Raw genomic sequence first — 22,228 nt, 5'->3', positions numbered from 1 at the left:
AAAAGAATGCCGCCTCTCACTGGAGGCGGCATTGTTATTTTTATCAGTTACTTTTTGGATGACGTTGGCAATTTACGACAAAACTTGATCAACGGGGAGTTGTCGTGCCATTTTCGGCTGTCAACGGAGGGATTGACTGGAGAGGTGAATGCCGGTTGAGGGCGAATGGGCGCGCGCCGACGTCTTTCGTGTGCTGCGCGATACGTGTTCAAATGCAGATTTGGACTGGCCCCGGATGGCCCGCGACTACAACTTCGACCTGGCAAGCATCGAAGACCCGCAAGGGGTTGTTCCGATCTCTGCATGGCACGCCGTTTTTGAGCATGTTGCGGAGGTTCTGGACAATGACTCAATCATGTTCGACCTCTTCAACAACGTCGACATCGGCTGTTTCTCAATCTTCGATTACCTGTTCGCCTGCGCCCCGACCCTGAGGGACGCCTGTCTTGCCTGGGTCAAGTTCTGCCCGATCCGCACCAACGCCTACCGGATGGCCTTCGAGGAGGACGAGACCAGCGGTTATGTCGAGTGGCCAATTCTGGAAGGCCGCGGCGAGTGGCGACAGAACATGTTCGCCCGCATCGGCTGGGCGGTACAGCAGCTTGAACTTGCCCTCGACATGAAAAACCCGCCGCTTCTCATAGAGCTGGCGGCCCCGCCCCCGAAACACACGTCGGCGTTCCAGAAAAAGTACCAGGGCCGGATCAGGTTCGGCGCGACACACAACAGGATTTCCTTTCCCCGTTCTCTCCTGTCGCGCCCATTGCACCGCAACGATGCGCATCTTTATGAAATCATCCTGAAATCGGCTTCAAGCGAGTTGGAATGGTTCGGTCATATGGAATCGCCCATTTCCAGGATAGCAAACGAGGTTGCCTCGAACCTGCCCAAGGGATCCTTCACGCTTCCCCAGATTTCGGCAAAGCTCGGCATGTCGCAACGAGCGGTCCAGCGTCTGCTTGAAAAGGAGGGGACGAGTTTCCGGGCACTCAGCGAGGAAATCCGCCGCTCCGCCGCCGAGCGCTATTTGCGCAATACGGATCTGCCGCTCAAGGAGATTGCCTTTCTTCTCGGCTTTTCCGAACTCAGTACCTTTTCCCGCGCGGTCAAGATCTGGTTTGGCGTGTCGCCCAGGAAGGTCCGGGAGGCCCGGGGGAAAACGCAGCCACGAGATCACGGTGCCCCGAAAAAAGTCACGTCTGTCCGCGCTAGCGGCAGAAAACGGGCAAGTGGCTGAGTTGCCGGTTGAGGCTGGTCTGGAAGATCGACTTCAAACAATCACAGCATGACCGATGGGTACGGGAATTGCGGCACGACAGCGAGATCGGGCGAACCACTGCCGTGCCTTTCATCAGGTCGTTTGCCTGCGAATATCCGAAACTCCAATTCGGGCATCCGTGCCGCATCCCATGGAAACGGTCGTATCAGGGCGGAGAACAATCCCTGTTCCCGGCACAGGCCCCGAGGCGTGAGTGTCTTGTCGGCCGATTCCGCGCAATGCGAAGAACCGGCACCTGTCTTTGACCCCGGTAACGGGAACCCCGGAGATGTGCCTGCGTGGGACTGGGCAAATTTCCGGCGACGTTCCCTTCCCTCTTCTTACGTCAGGGTTTCGGCCGTGTCTTTGGCCCGCGACGTAAGGGAATTAGCCATTTACGCCACGACACAGGGTATTCTGCCGAAGACCGGAGACCTTCCGCCTCCCGGGCGCCCCCGCACGATGGCACTCACATTGTAATTCTCCGGAATTGTACCTAACTTGCAGGCAGCAATGCCAATCGGTTTTATTCAGGAGAATCACATGTCCGACACCGGCCTGAGCCGCTTTTTGGGAGGGTCTCCTGCCCAGGTTCTGTTGCGGCTCGTGTTTCTGTCCTTTGTCGTCGGCATCGTTCTGTCAGCCCTGAACCTCGATCCGCTCGATCTGGTCAATCTGGCGGTCGACTTTATCGAAAGGCTCTGGAACATGGGCTTCCGGGCGCTCGGTCGCCTCGGAAACTACCTGGTCATCGGCGCCATCGTGGTGGTTCCGATCTGGCTGGTCACGCGTATTCTCGCGATGGGAAGGTCCCGGTAACAATGCTTCGGGCCGTGCGGTGCAAAGTCAGGTGCCGGTCGGCCAGTTCGCCAATATCCGTCGAATAGCCGCCACCCAGAACCCCGGCCAACGGCAAGCCGGCCGCGCGCACCGTTTCAAGGACATAGCGGTCCCGCCGGCGCAGGCCGTCACGCGTCAGGGCAAGACGGCCGAGCCGGTCATGCTCGTAAGGATCGACACCGGCATTGAAGAACACCAGGTCCCAGGCCCGGCTTTCCAGGAGACCGGGCAAAACCTCTTGCAACCTTGCCAGATAGGCCGCGTCCCCGGTTCCGTCCGGCAGTCCGATATCGAGATGAGAGGCAATCTTGCGGACCGGATAGTTCTTTTCAGAATGCATCGAGAAGGTGAAGACGTCCGGATCGCCCTGAAAGATATCCGCCGTTCCATCGCCCTGATGCACGTCCAGATCAATGACCAGCGCTCTTCCGATAGCGCCGTCCGCCTGCATTACCCTGATGGCGACAGCAACATCGTTGAACACGCAGAAACCCGCGCCATGGGCACGCCTTGCGTGGTGGCTGCCACCGGCCGTGTTGCAGGCAATGCCGTGTTCGAGCGCAAGATACCCGGTCAACACGGTACCGCCCGTGGCGCATCTGGCGCGCAGCGCGATGTCCTCGCGCATCGGAAAGCCGATTTCCCGAGCAATCTTGTCCGGCACGCGCGCATTGAAAACCTGATCGACATAGGCGGGGTCATGCGCCAGGGCAACCCATTCGAAAGGCGCCGGACGCGGCCGGTAGAACGGTTTGCCATCCAGAAGCCCCTCCTCGCGGATCAGCTCGGCAACGGCCCGGAACTTGTCCATCGGGAACCGGTGGTTGGCGGGAAGGTCGGCGCAATAGGCCGGATGGTGAACGATCGGCGGGCTCATTCTTGCGCAATATAAGGTGCTAAAGCCGTTCTGACACCCACTATCGGCAGACCATGAGCGGAGTGCCAGCGAATACCCGGTATGTAAGGAAAGCGATTGACGACGGCGGACAAGCGCGACAAGAAGATCTGCCTTCCAGAGTGAGCCCACAATGTCCAACCCCAACGCCGGCGGCAATCCGTCAAGTCTCGGCTTTTCCGTAACGCATCGGTCCGTACTCGCCATCGCTGTCCCGATGACGCTCGGCTATCTGTCGACGCCATTGCTCGGTGTGGTCGACATGGCGGTCATTGGCCGCCTGGGCAATCCGGCGCTGCTTGGCGGGATTGCGCTTGGCGGCATCATATTCGATCTGGTGTTCACCACCTTCAATTTCCTGCGCTCGGGAACGACCGGACTGACCGCGCAGGCCTTTGGTGCGCAGCACGAAGAAGAAATCCGGGCAACGCTGCTGCGGGCCCTCGTCATTGCCGCCCTCGGTGGGCTTTGCGTCATCGCCGTGCAAACGCCGGTCCGCGACATCGGGCTCTGGTTTCTCGGCGGCAGCAAGGAAGTGCAGTCGGCCACGGTCCGCTATTTTGATGTGAGGGTCTACAGTGCCCCGTTCCTGCTGGCCAATTACGCCATTCTCGGCTGGTTCATCGGGATGGGGCGGGCCGGAACCGGCCTGATCCTGCAGCTCTTCCTGAACGGGCTCAACATCGCGCTCAGCCTGTGGTTCGTCGTCGGGCTCGGCTGGAGCGTGGAAGGCGCCGCCTTTGCCACGGTGCTGAGCGAAATTTCCGCGACCTGTCTCGGACTTGTGCTTGTGCTGGCAAGCGTCGAAAAGGGATCCTGGCCATCAGCCGCGATCGTATTCGACCGGCGCCTGCTGATCCGGATGATGGCGGTCAACCGGGACATCATGATCCGGTCTTTCGCCCTGCTATATGCTTATGCCTTCTTCATGGCCCGCTCGGCCGATCAGGGCGACACGGTTCTGGCGGCCAATGCCGTGCTTGAAAAATTCATTCTCGTGGCCGGTTATTTCCTGGACGGGCTCGCCACGGCCGCCGAACAGCTCGCGGGCCGTGCGGTCGGCGCCCGCCACCGTCCCGCCTTCGACCGCACGCTGAAACTCACAGCCCTCTGGAGCTTTTCGATGGCAGCGGGTCTTGCAGCGGTCTTCTATGTCTTCGGTCCCGCCCTGATCGCCTTCATGACAACAGCGCCGGAAGTCCGCGAGATCGGCCGGACCTATCTGATCTGGGCGGTCCTGGCACCGCTCCTGGGCGTGCTGGCCTTCCAGATGGACGGCGTCTTTATCGGTGCAACCTGGTCCGCGACCATGCGCAACATGATGCTGCTCTCGCTTGCCGTCTTTATCGCCGCCTATTACGCGCTTTTTCCGGTCCTCGGCAATCACGGCCTGTGGCTGGCCATGGAGCTCTTTTTGGGCTTGCGCGGCCTTACCCTGCTGGCGGCCTGCCGCAAGCGGGCGGCGGAAACCTTCGTCGCCGCCTGAGACCGCTACGCCTCAGGCTTCTTCCGCTGCCCAGGCCTCGACATTGGCATCCCGAGCTTCGCGCAGGGACGACAAACCATGTTCATCGAGCCTGGCGGCGAGCCCCGTCAGGATCTCGTTGATCAGGGCCGGCCCCTTGAACACGAGCGAGGAATAAAGCTGAAGAAGGTCCGCGCCCGCGGTGACCTTCGTCCAGGCGGTTTCCGCACTGTCGATGCCGCCGACACCGACGATGGGCAGATCGGGCCCGGCCAGCTTGCGCGCCCTGGCAAGCACGATGGTGGACTTGCGGAACAGCGGCCGTCCCGACAACCCGCCGGTTTCTTTCGCGGAACCGGTCGGCTTCAATCCTTCCCTGCTTATGGTGGTGTTGGACACAATCAGGCCGTCGACACTCTTGGCCAGGACCTCCTCGACGATGTCGGACAGGTCGTCGTCGGCCACGTCAGGCGCGATCTTCAGCAGCACCGGAACCCGGCGGCCGAGCTTTTCCGTGCACTCGTCCCGGGCCGAAATCACGCCGGTCAAAAGCTCCGCAAGCGCGGAACGCGCCTGCAAGTCCCTCAGGCCCGGCGTGTTGGGCGAGGAAATATTGACGGTGAAATAGGAGGCGATATCGGCAAAGGCGAATATCCCTGCAACATAATCGGCAATCCGGTCGGTGGCGTCCTTGTTCGCCCCCACGTTGATGCCGACGATACCGCTCAAGGTCCGGCGCGCATCTAGCCGTCTGCGCAGAGCCTCGTGGCCTTCGTTGTTGAAACCGTAACGGTTGATGACCCCCTGGTCCTCCGGCAACCGGAACACACGCGGGCGCGGATTGCCCGGCTGCGGTTTCGGCGTCACGGAACCGACTTCCGTGTAGCCGAAACCGAGCCGCAGAAGCGCATCCGGCACCTCGCCGTTCTTGTCGAAACCGGCGGCCATTCCAAGCGGGTTTGGAAACCTCAGGTCCCAGAGTTTTACCGCCAGGCGCGGATCAGACGCTTTCATGCGCCCCGGCATCAGGCCGGACTTGAGGGCCTTGATGGTTGCCTGGTGTGCCGTTTCCGCGTCAAGGCATTGCAGGCCCTTCAGGGCTGCTTGTTCAAGAAGGCGCAGCATTATTGGTCGAGCTCCGGAAAGACGTGATCGCCGCCGGGCGCCAACGGCAAATCCTTGACCCAGAGGGCCGCGGCTGGATCGAAGGTATCGTAGAGATGCGGAAACAGTGCGCCGCCGCGGGAGACTTCCCACTTCAGCTTGTCCCCGAAGGCATCCGCGTCGAAGGCGGCCAGCAGCAGATCGGACTGTCCGGCAAAGTGCTTGGCCGCTGTCTCCCGAGCCTGTTCCCCGGTGGAGAAATGAATGTAGCCGTCGGCCAGATCCACCGGCGCCCCCTTGAAGACACCGGCCTCGACCGCCTCCTGCCAAAGCACCCTCGGGACGATCTTGAATATCAGCGTCATGCGCGCACCTGCTTGAACCTGTTATGACTTGCGGCGAACCGGGCCGGACACTACTCAATGGACCATTGCCGGACAAGACGACTTGCCAGTTCTTTTAAGGAAGTCTTGTATTATGCGTTTGGAAAACCGGATTCGACGGGCTGCGAGGTTCGACGGCCCTCAATGAAACCGGCAGGCCAGTAATTGCGAGCGACCCCGGAATGAAACTTCGGCCATTCTTGGCGCCAATCCTGATCCTGACCGTTCCCGGCGGTCTGCTGGGCTGGCTTCTGCTTGCCGAACCGCCCGAACCGCCGCTTGAGAAATCCGTGGCGGAGATCGCCCGGGAGGCTTCGCGGAAAGACGGGGCGCCGGACGGTCCGGCACCCCCCCCCTTATCCGGCCAGCCGTCGGACCAGGCTTCAGCCGAAGCCGCCCCTCTTCCCGATGACATTCGCAATGTTTCACCGGAGGGCGTGTCGACACCGAGGGTGCATGGCAGCCTGAAACGGATCGAACCCTCCAAACGCTATCTGGAGCTGAAGAACCCACCCGTCGATGCCGTTCCGGACGGCCCCATCGAACTGGTGCGGGTGCAGGTTCTGGATGCAGGCCACATCAGGTCCGAAAAGCTGACCGTCACGCTTGCCCATATCAAGCCGCTGACCTTCGACGAGACCTGCCAGACGAAACTCGGAGCCAACTGGCCCTGCGGGGCACGGGCACGAACCTTTCTGCGCGGCCTGATCCGGCATCTGAAGGTCAACTGCGAAAAGGTCGAGGAACTCGGGCCCCGGCATATCCTCGGCACCTGCAAGCGGGGCAGCATTGATCTCAGCGAACGCATGGTTCGCTACGGCTGGGCCGATCCGGCACCGGACGCTCCGGCCAAATACGACAACCTCGCACAGACCGCCCGGAACAAGCGGCTCGGCAAGTGGCAAACCGACTGGCTGGCTGATGAAGCTTCCGGCAATTGGGCCAGCAACGGCAATTCTCCCCTGCCAGGCCTGGAAGACCTGGCGCCTGAAATTGTGGACTGGAGCCAGCCTGCAAACGCTGAAGGGGATGCGGATGGTCTGGTGGGGGCTGAGGACATAGAGGCGGAAGACGTGGACGGCCTCTCCGACGAACCGGATATATCCCTGGACTTTTCCCCGGCCATACCGCTGCAATAGCCCCGGTGCTTCCCGGGTTGGCTGGGCAAGAAAATGACATTTCGACCGGCCGTACTAGATTCCTCCTGAGGATCTATCGAGCGCAGGAGGCCAGGTCATGACAGACAATCTCAAGGTGGGCGTTGTCGGAGGAACCGGACAGCTCGGCAGTGCGATTGCAACGGCCTGGCTCTCCAGCGGCGAGGTTGCGCCACAGGATCTCTGGATTTCCAACAGGTCCGGCACCGCCGCGGGATTCGAGGCCTGGCCCTCGGTCAATGTCACCGCCTCGAACCAGGACCTGGCGGATCATTGCGATGTCATTTTGCTGTCGGTCCCGCCGGCCCTCGCCGGCACGATCGGTGTTTCTGCTCCCGGCAAACTCGTCATTTCCGTGATGGCCGGCATCTGCCTCCAAACTCTTGGCGACCTGACCGGCAGCCGGAAAACCGTTCGGGCCATGTCGAGCCCCGCTGCCCGCTGGCGCCTGGCGTATTCGCCCTGGGTGGCGGTGCCCGGCCTGGAGCCGCGAGATCGCACCATCGTCGAAATGCTGTTTGCCACCTGCGGCTCAACCGACGAAGTATCTGACGAACACCAGATCGAGGTATTCACGGCGATCACCGGGCCGGTACCCGGTTTCGCGGCCTACTTTGCCGACTGCATGGTGCAATACGCTGTCGCAGGCGGCGTCGACCCGAAAATCGCTTCAAAGGCAGTCAAGCAGCTGCTGCTGGCCAGCGGCGAAGTCATGTCCGACAGCCAGCTGCCACCGGCCGCCTATGTCCAGGAAATGATCGACTACGGCGGAACGACAGCGGCGGGTCTTCTCAAGCTGCAGGATCTCGGTGTCGACCGATTGATCGCCGAGGGACTGGACTCCTGCGTGGAGCGGGTCCGGACGATTGCAGGAGCTGATTGAGACCGGCACCCGCAAATACAAAAGGCGGAGCTTATCGCTCCGCCTCTTTCGGTTTTTGAAAACCTGGTCCTGCTTACGCCGCCAGTTCGCCGGCCAGCGCCTTGCGGATCATCTCGCGGGTCTCCGCAATGCCGTAGAGCGCCACGAAGGACCCGAAGCGCGGGCCTTTTTCCTGGCCAAGCAAGAGCTGGTAAAGCGCCGAGAACCAGGCAACGGAAACGCCGGGACCGCCGTCCGGGCCTTTCTTGTTCTGGTCCTGATAGCGCTCGATGGCACGGGCAACATCCAGAACCGCATCCTGAATGGCCGCACCGTCCGCATCCGCCGGCAGGGCAGCCAGGGTCTCGTCCAGCTTCTCAAGAGCCTGACGCTCGACATCGTCCGGTGTCTTGAACGACTTGTTCGGTTTGACAAAATCGTCGAAGTAGCGAATGGCGTAACCCACCAGCGCGTCCAGCTCCGGGTGGTTCTCCGGGGTGACACCCGGCGCATAGCGCGAAATGAACGCCCAGAGCACATCCTTGTTTTCCGCGTTCGACGCGGAGACGAGGTTCAGCAGCATGGCGAAGGGCACCGGCATGTCGATCTGCGGAATGTTTCCGGAGTGAATGTGCCAGGCCGGGTTGCCCAGTTTCTGCTCCACCGGCATCTGGTCGTACTTCTGGACGAAGGTGTAATACTCGTCCACGGCCTTCGGGATGACGTCGAAATAGAGCTTCTTCGCGGTCTTCGGCTTCTGGAAATTGTAGAGCGCCAGGCTTTCCGGCGAAGCATAGGTCAGCCACTCGTCGATGGTCAGGCCGTTGCCCTTGGACTTGGAGATCTTCTCGCCCTTCTCGTCCAGGAACAGCTCGTAAACGAAATGCTCCGGAGCCTTGCCGCCCAGAATATTGCAGATCTTGTCGTAGATCGGCGCGTTGGTCATGTGGTCTTTGCCGAACATCTCGAAATCGACGTCCAGCGCCGCCCAGCGCATGCCGAAATCCGGCTTCCACTGCAGCTTCACCTTGCCGCCGGTCACCGGCAACGTGATGTCCTCGCCGGTCTCGTCCTCGAAGGTGATCGTGCCGTCCTTCGGGTTCACGTCCTTCATCGGAACATAAAGGACCCGGCCGGACGCCGGCGAGATCGGCAGGAACGGCGAATAGGTCGCCTGGCGCTCCGCCCCGAGGGTCGGCAGCATGACGTCCATGATTTTCTGATACTTCTCGGTCGCCCGGATCAGCACCTCGTCGAACTTGCCGGACTTGTAGTATTCGGTCGCGCTGGCAAATTCGTAGTCGAAGCCGAAGGTGTCCAGGAACCGGCGCAGCATGGCATTGTTATGCGCGGCGAAGCTGTCGAAGTCGCCGCCGAAGGGATTCGGCACCGCCGTCAGCGGCATCTGGAGGTAAGGCTCGAGCGCGGCGCGGTCCGGCACGTTTTCCGGGATCTTGCGCATGCCGTCCATGTCGTCGGAAAAGCACAGCAGCCGGGTCGGGATCTGGTCTTCTGTCAGCAAGCGGAAGGCAGTGCGCACCATGGTTGTGCGCAGCACCTCGCCGAAGGTGCCGATGTGCGGCAGGCCCGACGGCCCGTAGCCGGTCTCGAAAAGGACCGGTTTCACCGGATCCCGTTTTCCGATCCGTTTGACCAGTTTTCGCGCTTCTTCGAACGGCCACGCTTTCGATTTCGTGGCTGCCTCGACAAACTCTTGCGAAAGGTCAAGCGGCGGCAGGGATTGGTCGGTCATTTTCAAATGTCATTCTGTTGTTGAGATGAAGGCAGCTCCGTTCCGGCGCCGTATCGTCCGGTGGCCGGATGCTGCGGCGCGACACTAGATCAAGCCGCTTTCATGTGCAATCGCATGAATGCAGGTAAATTGCCCGGTTTGGAAGGGTTGGCGCTCCTTCCATGCAGCCTTTCAATCCGGCGGAGCCTTGAAGGATGGAGCCTCTGACAACCGATTGTCGCAGGCCAGTGACTTGCAGCTTGCCGCACAAGCGATTACATCGGGCCTTCAGACTTGCCAGGATATGGCGCCAGCGGAGAATGAATAGTGTCTATGAATGAGCCAATCAGCGTGCAGGAAGCCCTCATCTACGTGATGGTGATCGTCTCCGCGTCGGACAATGCGATGACCGACAACGAACTGGCGACCATTGGCGACATGATCAAGATGCTCCCGGTCTTCAAGGGCTACGATACCAACCGGATCATTCCTGCGGCCCAGCGCTGCGGAGACATTCTTCAGGAAGACAACGGCCTGTCCCTGGTGCTGGAGCTGGTGGGCGACGTGCTGCCGCACAAGCTTTACGACACCGCTTATGCGCTTGCCGTGGAAGTTGCGGCCGCCGACCTTGAGGTCCATCAGGAGGAGCTGCGCATTCTCCAGCTCCTGCGCGACCGTTTCCACCTCGACAAGCTGACCGTTGCCGCCATCGAACGCGGTGCCATCGCCCGTTACAGAACGGTCTGACGCCGTCGGAGCAGTCGAGTGAAGGCAAAGAAGGCCCTTGCCTGGGTCGCGGCGGTTGCCCTTGTCGTTCTGGGCTGCCTTTTCCTGGCCTTCCAGGGTCTGCAGGATTTCGACTTTTCGGAATACAGGACCCGGCCCCTCGCCTTTGATTTTGACGGCTATTCCGTTGCCGGCACACTTCACCTGCCGCGTGCGGAAAACCCGCCGCTGGTGCTGCTGGTTCATGGTGACGGACCGGCGGACAGATATTCAGGTGACGGCTACATGCCGCTCATCAGCACGCTTCTGGACAGCGGAATTGCCGTCTATTCCTGGGACAAGCCGGGCATCGGCGAAAGCGGCGGCAACTGGCTGTCCTTTTCCATGGACGACCGGGCGCGGCTTGCGGCCACGGCCCTTGCCACGGTAAAGCAGCAGCCCGGGCTTCAGACGTCACCTGCCGGTTTTCTCGGCTTTTCACAAGCCGGCTGGGTTCTGCCGATCCTGGCGCAGGAACCTGCACGCGGCGACTTCTTCGTGATCGTCGGCGGTGCGATCAACTGGCTGCGCCAGGGCGCTTATTACACGAAGCGGAAGATGGAACTTGCAGGGGCAAGCGGGCAGGATATCAAGGCGGCACTCAAGGCAGGGATGGACGCCGATCTCAAACTGCGTCCGCAGTCCTTCTCCTACCAGGACTACCTGGCAAGCGGCATGGACGAAACGCCAATGTCCGAGCCCCGCTTCGGTTTCGTTCAGCGGAACATGCGGGCCGATTCCACCCACAACCTATGGCACATTTCCGCCCCGGTATTGACGATCCACGGCAGTGAGGACCTTAACGTCGACCCGGTGGCCAATTCGAATGGCTATCGCGAGATCCTGAAGGGGAGGCACAAGGCAAACCGGTCCGTGGTCGTTCCCGGCGGCACACATGCCCTGCTGCGGGCAGGTCTCTTCAACTATCAGCTAGAAGGCAACATGCCTGCAGGGCTGAAGACCCTGTTCGCCGTTCTCGGCCGCCGGGCCTATGCGCCGGGAGCGCTGGAGACCCTGACCGGCTGGGTCAACGGCCTGGCGACAGAAAATTCCGCCGCGGGAAAGCCGTCAGGCCGTTCAAACTGAACAGCTTCGCGCGCTACGCGCTGTCCATTCCTAGTTCAGGCTGCGGATCGCGTCCGGCAAGTCCAGCGAAAAAGCCGGGATCATCACCTCAAACGATGTCCCGTCCGGACGTTCCATCGAATAGGAGCCGGCCATGATGCCGCTGTCGGTGGCAAGCGGGCAGTGCGAGGAGTATTCGTACGTCTCGCCGGGTTCGATCACGGGCTGTTCGCCGATGACCCCTTCGCCGCGCACTTCCTCCTGTCGGCCAAGAGCATCGGTAATCAGCCAATAACGCGATTTCAGCTGCACCGGTTCTGTACCACCGTTATGGATCTCGACCATATAGGCCCAGATGAACGCGCTTTCCTCCGGCTTCGATTCATCGTCCAGATAAAACGGTTCGACCGAGACTTCGATCCCTTCAGTGATGGCGCTGTAACTGCCGGACACGATTATTCCTTTTGCATTCAGGCCAGGACGATTTTTTTGTAGCCGTAACCAAAAGCCCGTTCATTCAGGAGGCGCTTATAGGGCCAATGACGCAGGCGTGAAAGAGACTTACTTGTGATTTGCTGCAGGAATCTGCATGTAGACGGCAGAAAGATACAAAAATCTGCGTGCCAGCTATGTTCGACGCCCGTCTCCGTCCCCTGATCGACCCGCCCCTGAATGTCCTGGGACGAAAGATTGCGGCTGCCGGCATAGGGGCCAACTCGGTGACGGTGCTGGGGTTTGCATTCGGCGTCGGTGCGGCACTTGCCATATCGTCGGGCGCGACCTTGATCGGCTTCCTGCTGATCGCCCTGAACCGGCTGGCGGACGGGCTCGATGGCGCCGTTGCCAGAGCAACCCACAAGACCGATCTCGGCGGTTATCTCGACATATCGCTGGATTTCTTCTTCTACGGCGCCATTCCGCTGTCCTTCGCCTTCCTCGATCCGGAAGCCAATGCATTGGCGGCCGCAGCGCTGCTTTGCAGCTTCTACGCCAACGGTTCGGCGTTCCTCGCCTTTGCCATCATGGCGGAAAAACGCGGCCTCGCCACACAGTCTCAAGGCGCGAAATCGCTCTACTATCTCAGCGGCCTGGCGGAAGGCACGGAAACCATCGCCCTCTTCCTGCTGGTCGCCCTGCGGCCGGACTGGTTCCCGGTGCTTGCCTGGGCGTTCGCCGCAATCTGCTTTGTTTCCGCAGGCGCACGCGTGCTGATGGGGGTCAGCGCCTTGCGGCATCAGCCGGAACCCGCCGAGTAATATCCATCGGCAAGGGCTGTGCTCCCATCGGGAGAGAGGCTCGGAGCAATGAAAAACACGGCAAGGCCTTCCCGGACGCAGCGGAGCGAAGATCCGGGATCATTGAGCCAAAAGCAGAAGATCTTGCAAGTCGAAACGGGAGTTCGCGGCTCTCAGGTCCCGGCTCGCTCTCCGCTTGGCCGGGACTGCGCCGGAAAAGGACTTTGTCTGTAGACCGGGGCCCTCTCCCGCCGGGAGAGAGGCTTTTCCCATCAAATTTGCTAAGGACCTCAGAGCGCCGCCAGGGCCTTTTCGATATCTTCCAGAAGATCCTGCGGATCTTCCAGACCGACGGACAGCCGCAGAATGCCGTCGGTGATGCCAAGCTCTTCACGCGCTTCCTCGCCAATCGACTGGTGCGTCGTCGTCGCCGGATGACAGATGAGGCTCTTGGCGTCGCCCAGGTTGTTGGAGATCTTGATCAGCTCCAGCGCATCGAGAAAGCGGAACGCGGCTTCCTTGCCGCCCTCGATTTCGAGCGCAACCATGGTGGACCCGCCCTGCATCTGGCGCTTGACCGCATCTGCCTGCGGGTGATCGTCCCGTCCCGGATAGATCAGTCGCTTCACCTTGGACTGGCCGGCCAGGAAATCGGCTATCTGCCCGGCGCTTTCCGTCTGGCGGGCGACGCGCAGCGGCAGGGTTTCCAGCCCCTTCAGCAGCACCCAGGCACTGAACGGGCTCATGTGCGGGCCGGTGTGTTTCACGAATGGCATGACCTCGTCGTTGATCCATTCCTCGTCGGAAAGGATCACGCCGCCAAGACAGCGGCCCTGACCGTCGATGTGCTTGGTGGCCGAATAGACGACGACGTCGGCACCCAGTTGCAAGGGCGACTGGAACAGCGGCGTTGCAAAGACGTTGTCGACGATCAGGCGCGCCCCCTGAGCCTTGGCAATTTCGGCGACGGCGGCGATGTCGATGACTTCCAGCGTCGGGTTGGTCGGGCTTTCCAGGAACATCGCTTTTGTGTTCGGCCGGACGGCGGCTTTCCACTGGTCGATGTCGGTGCCGTCGATAAGCGTGCTTTCCACACCGAAGCGCGGCAACAGCGTTTCGCAGATATAGCGGCAGGAGCCGAAGAGCGCCCGTGAAGCGATGACATGATCACCCGCCTTGACGGAGGCCATCAACGCCAGGTTTACGGCCGCCATGCCGCTGGCGGTTGCACGTGCGGCTTCCGCCCCTTCATGCGCCTTGATGCGGTCCTCGAACATGGTGACGGTGGGATTGGCGTAGCGGGAATAGACATAGCCCGGATCGTCGCCGTTGAACCTGGCTTCCGCTGCTTCGGCATTGTCGTAGGTGAAGCCTTGCGTCAGATAAATGGTCTCGGAGGTCTCACCAAACGGGGACCGCATGGTGCCGCCATGAACCAGATTGGTTGCCGGGCGCCACTTCCTGTTTCCGGTTTTGGTGTTCTCAGTCATTTCATTCCGCTCCAAACGCAAAAAACCCCAGCCTGAAGACCGGGGTTCGCACCTCCGGCCTTTTTAGCAACTTGTTTAACGTGGCTGCAAGCCGGCCGGCCCAAATCACCACGAGGTAGCGCTGTGAATAAGGGAAAACGCCTCCCGGGTCAATCTCCTTTGCCAAACCCGCAGAAACCCTGTTGGCGCGAGCCGCCGCATCCTTTAAGGACGTAGGACGAACGAACATGCAGGACACATAGATGAACGTGACAGCGGGTCAGGCCTTGAACGGAAGCGCATCTCTCTCAGCTAGCGGCATTTTGCCCGAACGTATCATTCACGCCATGTTCACTACCGGCGAGATCTTGTCTGCCGAGCCGCCTGTTACCGGACAGGTGCAGCCCGCCAGCCTCGATCTGCGCCTCGGCAGGGTAGCCTACCGCGTCCGTGCCAGCTTTCTGCCCGGCCCGGACATCAAGGTGGCAGACAGGCTGGAACAGCTCAAACTGCACACCGTCGACCTGACGGAAGGCGCCGTTCTGGAAACCGGCTGCGTCTACATCGTGCCGCTGCAGGAAAGCCTGGCACTTGCCGCCGACATCTCCGCCACCGCCAACCCGAAGAGTTCCACCGGACGGCTCGACGTCTTCACCCGCGTCATCACCGACAACGGCCTTGCCTTCGATACCATTCCGGCCGGCTACACCGGCCCGCTCTATGCGGAGATCTCGCCGCTTACCTTCCCGATCCTGGCACGCACCGGTTCGCGTCTCAGCCAGATCCGTTTCCGCCGGGGGCAGTCGCTCATTCCGGACGCCGAACTGGAAGAGGTTCACAAGGCGCATACCTTGATGAGCGGCGGCAACGAGCGCATCGGCGGCGGCGTCCAGCTCTCGATCGACCTGGAAGGCAACGGTCCGGGCAGCCTGATCGGCTACCGCGCCAAGCAGCATTCCGGCCTCATCGATGTCGACAAGGTCGGTGCGCAGGATCCGCTCGATTTCTGGGAGCCGATCTACCGCCGCCAAAATGCCGAGCTGATCCTCGACCCGGACGCGTTCTATATCCTGGTCAGCCAGGAAGCGGTGCATGTACCGCCGGACTATGCCGCCGAGATGGTGCCCTTCGACCCGCTGGTCGGCGAGTTCCGGGTGCATTACGCCGGATTCTTCGATCCGGGCTTCGGCCATGTCGGCGCCGGCGGCATCGGCTCGCGCGCCGTTCTGGAAGTTCGCTCCCACGACGTGCCCTTCATCGTCGAGCACGGCCAGACCATCGGCCGCCTTGTCTATGAGCACATGGCCGAACGGCCCGAGCGCCTTTACGGCGAAGGCATCGGCTCCAACTATCAGGGGCAGGCCCTGAAGCTTTCCAAGCACTTCAGGGCGCCCGCCTGAAACCCGTATGACCCTGAAAACGATCACCCGAGAATTTGAAGGATTTCTGGAGGACCGGAAGTCCCGCTTCCTGGCGCATCTCGTTCCCCTGGAGCTGTTTGACCAGCGCCTGGAGGAACTGCGCAAGGAGCACAAGAAGGCCGCGCACATCGTCACTGCCCACCGTCGCCTGCTGGAGGACGACCGGATCGAGGAAAGCGGCAAGGACGACGGCGAACCGGCCGGCACCTCAGGCATGCCGACCTTGCGCGTTCTGCAGGGGGCGGAGCTGATCAACTGCGCCGTTCTGATCGTGCGCTATTTCGGCGGCACCAAACTCGGCGGCGGCGGCCTCGCCCGCGCCTATTCGGGCGCGGCACAGGACGCGATCAACAATGCCGAACTGGTGGTGTTTCAGAAGATCCTCACCCAAAAAGTGAAGGCCGGATTTGCCGATAGCTCGGAAGTGGAGCGGAAGATCGAAATGCTGGGGCTGACGGTCATCGCACGCGATTACACCGAAGACGGCGTGACGCTGACGGTCGAAGGGCCGGAGGACGCGCTCTCACAGCTTTGAAGGCCCGCCCCTTCAAGGCATCAGTCAACAACCACTGCCGCGCCTTCCCTGCGATGGTCTCCGATACTGGAAAACCGGCCGCTCCCGTCGGCGCAGACGGCATGCACACCTCCAAAAAACATATTCTTTTCCGGCCAGATGCAATGGTCCGGAAAGAGGACTTTCAGTTGCGGCAACGCACTGACGACCCCAGGCGCCTCGACGTCCAGATGCCCGTTTTCGATGTGGAGCCGCGGTGCGCGGACCGCCTCCTCAAGTCCGGCATGTCCGAGGCAGATACGCGCAACCACCTGGAAGATCGCCGAACGGATCCTGTTGGAACCGCCTGACCCGAGGGCGATCAGGCCTCCGCCCGGAGCGTCGATCAAGGTCGGGCACATCATGGACGCCAGCCTTGTGTCGACAGGCCAATCAGCACGACCTGCCGGGTTCACATCCTCTTCTCCGAGAATGTTGTTCAGCATGAAACCGTACCCGGCAACGACCTCACCGTTCCCGGTCCCGTTGGAAACCGTGACGGAACAGGCATTTCCTTCAGCATCTGCCACCGAAATATGGGTTGTGCCCTTCTGGCGCATCGGACGGTCCAGAAGCTGTGCGAGGTCCCCGCGGGCGGCAAGACGCGCCTGGTCGGTCAAGTGCAGGGCGCGGGCCATGCCAGTCACATCGAAAGCGTCAAGATGGGTGAGCGCGTAGCGGATCAGCGTCCCGCAGGCAGCCGGTGGCGGATTGAGGTAGACGGTTGCCCCGTCCAGATCAACGCAAAGCGGCTCGCGCGCATGGACTCTGTAGCCCTCCAGATCCTCCCGGGTCAGGTGGCCGCCATCGTTTTGCTCTGCCAGCACCTGACCGGCAATGCCGGTTTGCAACCAGTCCGACTGTGCCCATTCGGCAAACAGATCCGCGATTTCGGGATTGTAGAACACCGATCCGGCAGCGGGCAGGTCACCGGAAGGCGCGAACAGCTTTTTGGCAGGTGCCGTTGCCGTCAGGATCGGCCGGACCACCGTGGACAGATAATGCTGATAGCCGGTGACCCGGTGTCCTGTCTTGCCGATCCTGATCGCCGGAGCGAAAAGATCCGCCAGCGACAGCGTCGCACCACTTTCATGAAGCGCCGTGAGACCGGCAAAAAAACCCGGCGCCGCGACGGTTGCCGGTCCAATATGGAAAACCTGCGTCGCTGCTCCGAAATCGGCGGTGATGCTCCTGAAGCCTGCGGAACAATCGCCCCGCTTTTGCTTCGGGGTTTGCGGAAAAAAGTCGAGCAGCGTCGTTTTCCCGCTTCCACCGTTGCGGATCATGGCAAATCCGCCGCCGCCGGGAGACGCCAGAACCGGCTCGCACACACAGGCAGTGGCGAGCGCGGCAATTGCCGCATCAAAGGCGTTACCGCCCTCGCGCAGCATTTCAGCGCCTGCTTCCACTGTCAGCTGATGACCTGCCGCTATGGTGCCTTTTGCCTGTCGTGCCATAGCTTTTGACAAATCATGCACTTCGCCGAAACGCAAGCGCCGCTTTCGATCCAGCGTGCTGTTGCCTAAACCCTTAGACGATCTTCAGCGACATGGGCGCGCAGTTCCTTCACCTCCGCCCGGAGTGCCCTCACTTCTTCCAGGATCATGCCGGTCTCGTCGTGGATCGCCTGCCGGTTGGCATCCGCCTCGGCTTCATGCTCTTCCTGCATGGCCGAGACGATGATCCCGATGAAGAGATTGAGCACCGTGAAGGCCGTCGACAGAATGAACGGCACGAAGAACAGCCAGGACAGCGGGAACTCTTCCATGACCGGGCGCACGATGCCCATAGACCAGCTTTCCAGCGTCATGATCTGGAACAGCGTATAGAGCGACTTGCCGATGTCACCGAACCATTCGGGAAAGGCTGCGCCATAGAGCTTCGTCGCCATGACCGCGAAGACATAGAAGACCAACGCCATCAACACCATGATCGAGCCCATGCCCGGCAGCGCCGAGATGAGGCCGCCGATCACGCGGCGGAGCGACGGCACCACGGAGATCAGGCGCAGCACCCTGAGGATACGCAGCGACCGCAGCACGCTAAAGGCACCGCTTGCCGGCATCAGCGAGATCGCAACGATCGTGAAATCGAAGAGGCTCCAGGGATCCCTGAAGAACTTCGGTCCATGGGCATAGAGCCGCAGCACCAGTTCCACAACGAATATGCCGAGGATCAGTTGATCGAGAAATAGCAGAAGGCTGCCGATTTCTGCCATGACGGACGGACTCGTTTCCAGACCGAGCGTCACCGCGTTCACAACGATGATGCCGATGATACCGAATTCCCAATTGCGCGACGTGACCAGCGCCCTCACCTGATTTCGCATGAACTTTCCCGGAAATTTCTTGGCTGACCGGCGCTCCTGGGCGCCGCGCGAAACATGGCGATTGTTGCGCTGCAGCGCAAGATCTCTCCGCGCGGGAAAACAGCAGTTCGCGCAACAAGTCCGCTTGACAGTTTCCGCGAGGCAGCGCAGAAAGCTGGAAACGCCTCAAGCGGGTGTAGCTCAATGGTAGAGCAGAAGCTTCCCAAGCTTAAGACGGGGGTTCGATTCCCCTCACCCGCTCCAGTTTCCCGAACTTCGACCAACCGCTAAGCCACTCGTTCCTGCCGGATCATGTCCGCCGCCTTTTCCGCGATCATTACAACCGGCGAGGCCGTGTTGCCCGAAACGATCTTCGGCATGATGGAGGCATCGATGACCCGGAGGCCTTGAACCCCACGCACCTTGAGCTGCGGATCGACCACGGCTTCCTCATCCGGCCCCATGCGGCAGGTGCCGACCGGGTGGAAGATGGTGGTGGCGATGTCGCCGACCTTTTTCAAAAGCTCCTCGTCGCTGGCGACCTCCGGTCCGGGAAGAATTTCCTCGGGCTGATAGGTTAGAAGCGCCTTGGCCGTCATGATTTCCCGCGCCTGACGCACGGATTTCACAGCAACGTCCTTGTCCCGTTCCGCCGACAGGTAATTCAGTCGGATGTCCGGCTGAAGAGCGAGGTCCGGGCTCTGTATATGGGTCGAGCCGACGCTTTCCGGGCGCAAGTTACAGACCGAAACCGTGATGGCCGGGAAAGGATGCAAGGGATCACCGAGCTTGTCGGTGGAAAGTGGCTGGACGTGATACTCCAGGTCCGGCGTTTCCAGTGCCGGGTCGGACTTGGTGAACATGCCGAACTGGCTGGGCGCCATGGACATCGGCCCGGAGCGCGTCAGCCCGTATTGAAGGGCAATCGCCGCCTTGCCGAAAAGACTGTTGGCCATGGTGTTCAGCGTCTTCGCGTTCTTCACCTTGTAGACCGTGCGGATCTGCAGGTGATCCTGCAGGTTTTTCCCCACCTGGGAGCGTTCGTGCAGAACCTTAATGCCGTGATCGGCCAGTACCTCGCCGTTGCCGATGCCGGACAGTTCAAGAATCTTCGGTGAATTGATCGCTCCCGCGGCCAGCAGCACTTCCTTTTCCGCGCGGACAGTCATCTCCTGCCCCTTGCAGGTGAAGGCGACGCCAACAGCCCGCTTGCCTTCCAGCAGGATATTCCGTGTCTCGGCATGGGTGAGCACTCGCAGGTTAGGCCGTTTGAGCGCAGGCTTCAGGAACCCCTTGGCCGTGTTCCAGCGCACGCCGTCCTTCTGGTTGACCTCGAAGAAGCCGCTGCCTTCGTTGGTGCCGTCATTGAAGTCCGGCCGCGGCTCGACACCGAATTCCTTCGCTCCCTCCTGGACCGCTTCGAGAATTTCCCAGGTCAACCGCTGCCTGGACACCTTCCACTCGCCGCCGCTGTTGTGCAAGGAGGTCTTGCCGGCATGGTGGTCTTCCGATTTCAGGAAATAGGGCAGGACGTCGTCCCAGGCCCAGCCGGGATTGCCGAGCTGGCGCCAGCGGTCGTAGTCGGCGGCCTGCCCGCGCATGTAGATCATGCCGTTGACGGAGGTGCAGCCCCCCAGAACCTTGCCGCGCGGGTAGACCAGGCTACGGCCGTTCAGCCCCGGCTCGGACGCGGTCTTCATCATCCAGTCCGTGCGCGGGTTGCCGATGCAGTAAAGATAGCCGACCGGGATATGGACCCAGTGATAATTGTCCGAGCCACCGGCTTCCAGTAACAGCACACGGGTGTTCGGATCTTCGCTCAAGCGGTTGGCAAGCACGCAACCGGCCGTCCCGGCACCCACGATCACGTAATCGTATGTTCCATCCAGAGAAATCGGCTGGTTCATCTTGCTGCTGTTCCCTGATTTCGACCTTGAACACGTCCGGCACATTTACGATGAAGCGCCGGAGCTGAAGTTTCTATTTGCAAATTCGAACCGGAGTCCGGGCAAGGTATCCTTACGCATACACCTGAAATTGCGTCGCGGCCATTCAACCTAAGTAATTATGGAAGAAGCACAACTCGCGTGTTTCACTTGCGCCCCGAGGCCGCCTGTCGCATCTCTTCCCAAAACGGCCGCATAGCCTCCGCAAGCCTCAGGTAGGTCCGGTAGCGGGCGTCAAAGTGCGCCTTCAGGGAAGCGTCCGGGTTGAAGGTCTGCCTGGCCCGCGTCATAGCGGAGACAGCCTCATCATAGCCTGCGAACACCCCTGCACCGATCCCGGCCCCGATGGCAGCGCCGAGCGCACCGGTTTCCTGGGTCTCGGCAACGGTAATCGGAACGCCGAGACAATCGGCGAACATCTGAGGCCAGACGGGACTGCGGGATCCCCCCCCTGAAAGAACGGCCCGCTCGAATGAAACGCCCGATCCCATCAGCACGTCGATATGACGGCGATGCTCGAAAAGCACCCCTTCGAACAAGGCCCGCAGGAGATGGCCTTCCGTATGCCAGCCGGCAAGGCCGTAGAAGCCGGCCCGGAAATCCGCCCCCTGCCCCGATCCGTAGAGGAACGGATGAAAAAACGGATCGTCGGCCGCCGGCGACACTTCGGCGATACGCGCGTTGCAATGGCCGAAGGGATCGTCGTGATGTCCGCCCCGCTCGACGAATTCGCGCACATACCATTCAAGATTGGCGGCGGATGTGGCGCTGGATTCGATATTCACGTATCTGCCCGGTCCGAATCCCGACGCCATGAAGACGCTACGATCGTTCACGGGGTCCGAGGAAAACACCTGGTTGACGCTCCAGGTTCCGGCAATGATCGAGGCTTCGCCATTCCGGACGACGCCGGAGCCGAGCGCGCTGGCGATCACGTCGAAATAGCCACCGGCGACGGGTGTTCCTTCCGCAAGCCCGGTTTCTCCGGCAACCTCCGCCGTGATCCGTCCGGCAATGTCCGTCGGCTGGATCAACCGGGGCAACAAGTCAGCGGCATCCGAAAGTCCGTAATGCGCCAGCAGCGTCTCGTCGTAGACACACTCCGGCATGCGCGTCAGCCCGCAGCCGGACATGTCCGAGATGTCGCTGACCCGTTCCCCCGTCAGCTTGAAGGTGACGAAATCCTTGCAGAGCAGTACCGTACCGGCCCTCTCATAGAGGTCGGGGCGGTTCTCCTTGATCCAGGCAAGCAGCACCGGCGTCTGCGACGGCCAGGGCTCCTGACGGCAGAGCTCATAGAGCACCTCTCCCTTGTCAACCTTCAACCGGGCGGCATGATCCGCAGCCCGCGTGTCCAGCGACTGGATACCAATCAGCGGGGCGTTGTCACGGTCGAGCAAGTAAAGCCCGTTGCCATGCCCCGCGCAGCCGATCGCCGCGATTTGGCACGGGTCGATGGCCGCCTCCTCGATGCAGCGGCGGATCGCCAGCTGCGCGTTTTCCCAAAGCTCGCCAAGATCCCGCTCGACATGGCCGGGCTGAGGCGTCGACGATTGGCCATCCAGCGCATGGAGCGCCACCTGCCGCCCCTCCAGATCGAACAACACGGCCTTGATGACCGTGTTGCCCGCATCGAGCCCCAGAAGATATCTTTTTGCATCAGCCACGGTTGTAGATGTCCCAAGCTTCCTCACCGCCCGCTCCGTCATGGATCATCGCCATGAGCGCAGCAACGACAGCCTTCGGATTGTCATGCTGATAGATATTGCG

The 22,228-nt window shown here is 61.2% G+C and carries 20 protein-coding genes, 1 tRNA gene, 1 pseudogene and 1 riboswitch; of the genes and pseudogenes, 11 read left to right on the top strand and 11 right to left on the bottom strand.

Going from position 1 to position 22,228, the window contains the following annotated elements:
• Nucleotides 1–148 precede the first annotated feature (148 nt).
• Nucleotides 149–1,237 (top strand): AraC family transcriptional regulator ligand-binding domain-containing protein, encoded by a 1,089-nt coding sequence (locus ACQY7U_RS18580; RefSeq protein WP_428647602.1) that lies wholly within the window; start codon nucleotides 149–151, stop codon nucleotides 1,235–1,237.
• 564 nt (nucleotides 1,238–1,801) lie between these two features.
• Nucleotides 1,802–2,077 carry a DUF6460 domain-containing protein gene (locus ACQY7U_RS18575; RefSeq protein WP_428647599.1) on the top strand — a complete coding sequence of 92 codons (276 nt, stop codon included), beginning with the start codon at nucleotides 1,802–1,804 and terminating at the stop codon, nucleotides 2,075–2,077.
• Here ACQY7U_RS18575 and ACQY7U_RS18570 read toward each other — a convergent pair.
• Nucleotides 2,043–2,975: a histone deacetylase family protein gene (locus ACQY7U_RS18570; protein WP_428647596.1), complete on the bottom strand. Its 933-nt coding sequence runs from the start codon at nucleotides 2,973–2,975 to the stop codon at nucleotides 2,043–2,045. The two genes, ACQY7U_RS18575 and ACQY7U_RS18570, sit on opposite strands and share 35 nt — an antisense overlap.
• A gap of 151 nt (nucleotides 2,976–3,126) precedes the next feature.
• Between ACQY7U_RS18570 and ACQY7U_RS18565 the strand changes: the two genes are divergently transcribed.
• Nucleotides 3,127–4,479: an MATE family efflux transporter gene (locus ACQY7U_RS18565; RefSeq protein WP_428647594.1), complete on the top strand. Its 1,353-nt coding sequence runs from the start codon at nucleotides 3,127–3,129 to the stop codon at nucleotides 4,477–4,479.
• 12 nt (nucleotides 4,480–4,491) lie between these two features.
• On the opposite strand, the gene ACQY7U_RS18560 is transcribed toward ACQY7U_RS18565, so the two are convergent.
• Entirely contained in the window at nucleotides 4,492–5,583 is a 1,092-nt protein-coding gene (locus tag ACQY7U_RS18560) for a quinone-dependent dihydroorotate dehydrogenase (protein WP_428647591.1), read from the bottom strand.
• Nucleotides 5,583–5,927 carry a DUF952 domain-containing protein gene (locus ACQY7U_RS18555; protein ID WP_428647588.1) on the bottom strand — a complete coding sequence of 115 codons (345 nt, stop codon included), beginning with the start codon at nucleotides 5,925–5,927 and terminating at the stop codon, nucleotides 5,583–5,585. The genes ACQY7U_RS18560 and ACQY7U_RS18555 overlap by 1 nt, the downstream gene beginning before the upstream one ends.
• A 200-nt stretch (nucleotides 5,928–6,127) precedes the next feature.
• On the opposite strand from ACQY7U_RS18555, the gene ACQY7U_RS18550 reads away from it, so the two are divergent.
• Nucleotides 6,128–7,084: a thermonuclease family protein gene (locus tag ACQY7U_RS18550; protein ID WP_428647585.1), complete on the top strand. Its 957-nt coding sequence runs from the start codon at nucleotides 6,128–6,130 to the stop codon at nucleotides 7,082–7,084.
• Between the two features lie 97 nt (nucleotides 7,085–7,181).
• The gene (locus ACQY7U_RS18545) at nucleotides 7,182–7,985 is read left to right on the top strand and encodes a pyrroline-5-carboxylate reductase family protein (RefSeq protein ID WP_428647583.1); all 804 of its coding nucleotides are present in this window, start codon (nucleotides 7,182–7,184) and stop codon (nucleotides 7,983–7,985) included.
• Between the two features lie 73 nt (nucleotides 7,986–8,058).
• On the opposite strand, the gene ACQY7U_RS18540 is transcribed toward ACQY7U_RS18545, so the two are convergent.
• Entirely contained in the window at nucleotides 8,059–9,717 is a 1,659-nt protein-coding gene (locus ACQY7U_RS18540) for a lysine--tRNA ligase (RefSeq protein WP_428647580.1), read from the bottom strand.
• A gap of 312 nt (nucleotides 9,718–10,029) precedes the next feature.
• Here ACQY7U_RS18540 and ACQY7U_RS18535 point away from each other — a divergent pair, with 312 nt between their 5' ends.
• Both ACQY7U_RS18535 and ACQY7U_RS18530 read left to right on the top strand, forming a co-directional pair.
• Complete coding sequence (locus tag ACQY7U_RS18535) at nucleotides 10,030–10,443, top strand: tellurite resistance TerB family protein (protein WP_428647577.1); 414 nt, start codon at nucleotides 10,030–10,032, stop codon at nucleotides 10,441–10,443.
• An 18-nt stretch (nucleotides 10,444–10,461) separates the two neighbouring features.
• The gene (locus tag ACQY7U_RS18530) at nucleotides 10,462–11,547 is read left to right on the top strand and encodes an alpha/beta hydrolase family protein (RefSeq protein WP_428647574.1); all 1,086 of its coding nucleotides are present in this window, start codon (nucleotides 10,462–10,464) and stop codon (nucleotides 11,545–11,547) included.
• A 30-nt stretch (nucleotides 11,548–11,577) separates the two neighbouring features.
• On the opposite strand, the gene apaG is transcribed toward ACQY7U_RS18530, so the two are convergent.
• The gene (gene apaG / locus ACQY7U_RS18525; RefSeq protein ID WP_428647571.1) at nucleotides 11,578–11,979 is read right to left on the bottom strand and encodes a Co2+/Mg2+ efflux protein ApaG; all 402 of its coding nucleotides are present in this window, start codon (nucleotides 11,977–11,979) and stop codon (nucleotides 11,578–11,580) included.
• 176 nt (nucleotides 11,980–12,155) lie between these two features.
• Between apaG and ACQY7U_RS18520 the strand changes: the two genes are divergently transcribed.
• The gene (locus ACQY7U_RS18520) at nucleotides 12,156–12,782 is read left to right on the top strand and encodes a CDP-alcohol phosphatidyltransferase family protein (RefSeq protein ID WP_428647568.1); all 627 of its coding nucleotides are present in this window, start codon (nucleotides 12,156–12,158) and stop codon (nucleotides 12,780–12,782) included.
• Nucleotides 12,783–13,051: 269 nt separating this feature from the next.
• Here ACQY7U_RS18520 and ACQY7U_RS18515 read toward each other — a convergent pair whose 3' ends face one another.
• Nucleotides 13,052–14,251, bottom strand: coding sequence for an O-succinylhomoserine sulfhydrylase (locus tag ACQY7U_RS18515; RefSeq protein WP_428647565.1), 1,200 nt, complete (start codon nucleotides 14,249–14,251; stop codon nucleotides 13,052–13,054).
• A 42-nt stretch (nucleotides 14,252–14,293) separates the two neighbouring features.
• A riboswitch (SAM riboswitch) is annotated at nucleotides 14,294–14,373 on the bottom strand.
• A 120-nt stretch (nucleotides 14,374–14,493) separates the two neighbouring features.
• Between ACQY7U_RS18515 and ACQY7U_RS18510 the strand changes: the two genes are divergently transcribed.
• The gene (locus ACQY7U_RS18510; RefSeq protein WP_428647562.1) at nucleotides 14,494–15,630 is read left to right on the top strand and encodes a 2'-deoxycytidine 5'-triphosphate deaminase; all 1,137 of its coding nucleotides are present in this window, start codon (nucleotides 14,494–14,496) and stop codon (nucleotides 15,628–15,630) included.
• Between the two features lie 7 nt (nucleotides 15,631–15,637).
• The gene (locus tag ACQY7U_RS18505) at nucleotides 15,638–16,186 is read left to right on the top strand and encodes an IMPACT family protein (protein ID WP_428647560.1); all 549 of its coding nucleotides are present in this window, start codon (nucleotides 15,638–15,640) and stop codon (nucleotides 16,184–16,186) included.
• A 20-nt stretch (nucleotides 16,187–16,206) separates the two neighbouring features.
• Here ACQY7U_RS18505 and ACQY7U_RS18500 read toward each other — a convergent pair whose 3' ends face one another.
• Both ACQY7U_RS18500 and ACQY7U_RS18495 read right to left on the bottom strand, forming a co-directional pair.
• Complete coding sequence (locus tag ACQY7U_RS18500) at nucleotides 16,207–17,661, bottom strand: gamma-glutamyltransferase (protein ID WP_428647557.1); 1,455 nt, start codon at nucleotides 17,659–17,661, stop codon at nucleotides 16,207–16,209.
• Nucleotides 17,662–17,726: 65 nt separating this feature from the next.
• Nucleotides 17,727–18,533, bottom strand: a complete 807-nt coding sequence (locus tag ACQY7U_RS18495; protein WP_428647554.1) for an ion transporter — start codon at nucleotides 18,531–18,533, stop codon at nucleotides 17,727–17,729.
• Between the two features lie 169 nt (nucleotides 18,534–18,702).
• Between ACQY7U_RS18495 and ACQY7U_RS18490 the strand changes: the two genes are divergently transcribed.
• Nucleotides 18,703–18,776: transfer RNA gene (locus ACQY7U_RS18490), tRNA-Gly, on the top strand.
• 23 nt (nucleotides 18,777–18,799) lie between these two features.
• Here the strand turns inward: ACQY7U_RS18490 and ACQY7U_RS18485 are convergent.
• From ACQY7U_RS18485 to ACQY7U_RS18475, 3 genes and pseudogenes are all read right to left on the bottom strand, one after another.
• The gene (locus ACQY7U_RS18485) at nucleotides 18,800–20,419 is read right to left on the bottom strand and encodes a GMC family oxidoreductase (RefSeq protein WP_428647551.1); all 1,620 of its coding nucleotides are present in this window, start codon (nucleotides 20,417–20,419) and stop codon (nucleotides 18,800–18,802) included.
• Between the two features lie 185 nt (nucleotides 20,420–20,604).
• Complete coding sequence (locus ACQY7U_RS18480; RefSeq protein ID WP_428647548.1) at nucleotides 20,605–22,125, bottom strand: FGGY-family carbohydrate kinase; 1,521 nt, start codon at nucleotides 22,123–22,125, stop codon at nucleotides 20,605–20,607.
• Nucleotides 22,118–22,228 (bottom strand): annotated as a pseudogene (locus ACQY7U_RS18475) (aldolase); the annotation flags it as partial. The gene ACQY7U_RS18480 and the pseudogene ACQY7U_RS18475, both read right to left, overlap by 8 nt.

The sequence above is a fragment of the Roseibium sp. genome (genome assembly GCF_050301095.1).
Taxonomy (GTDB): Bacteria; Pseudomonadota; Alphaproteobacteria; order Rhizobiales; family Stappiaceae; genus Roseibium.
The sequence above is the reverse complement of the archived record's forward strand: the minus strand, read 5'-3'. Positions and strand labels throughout refer to the sequence as shown.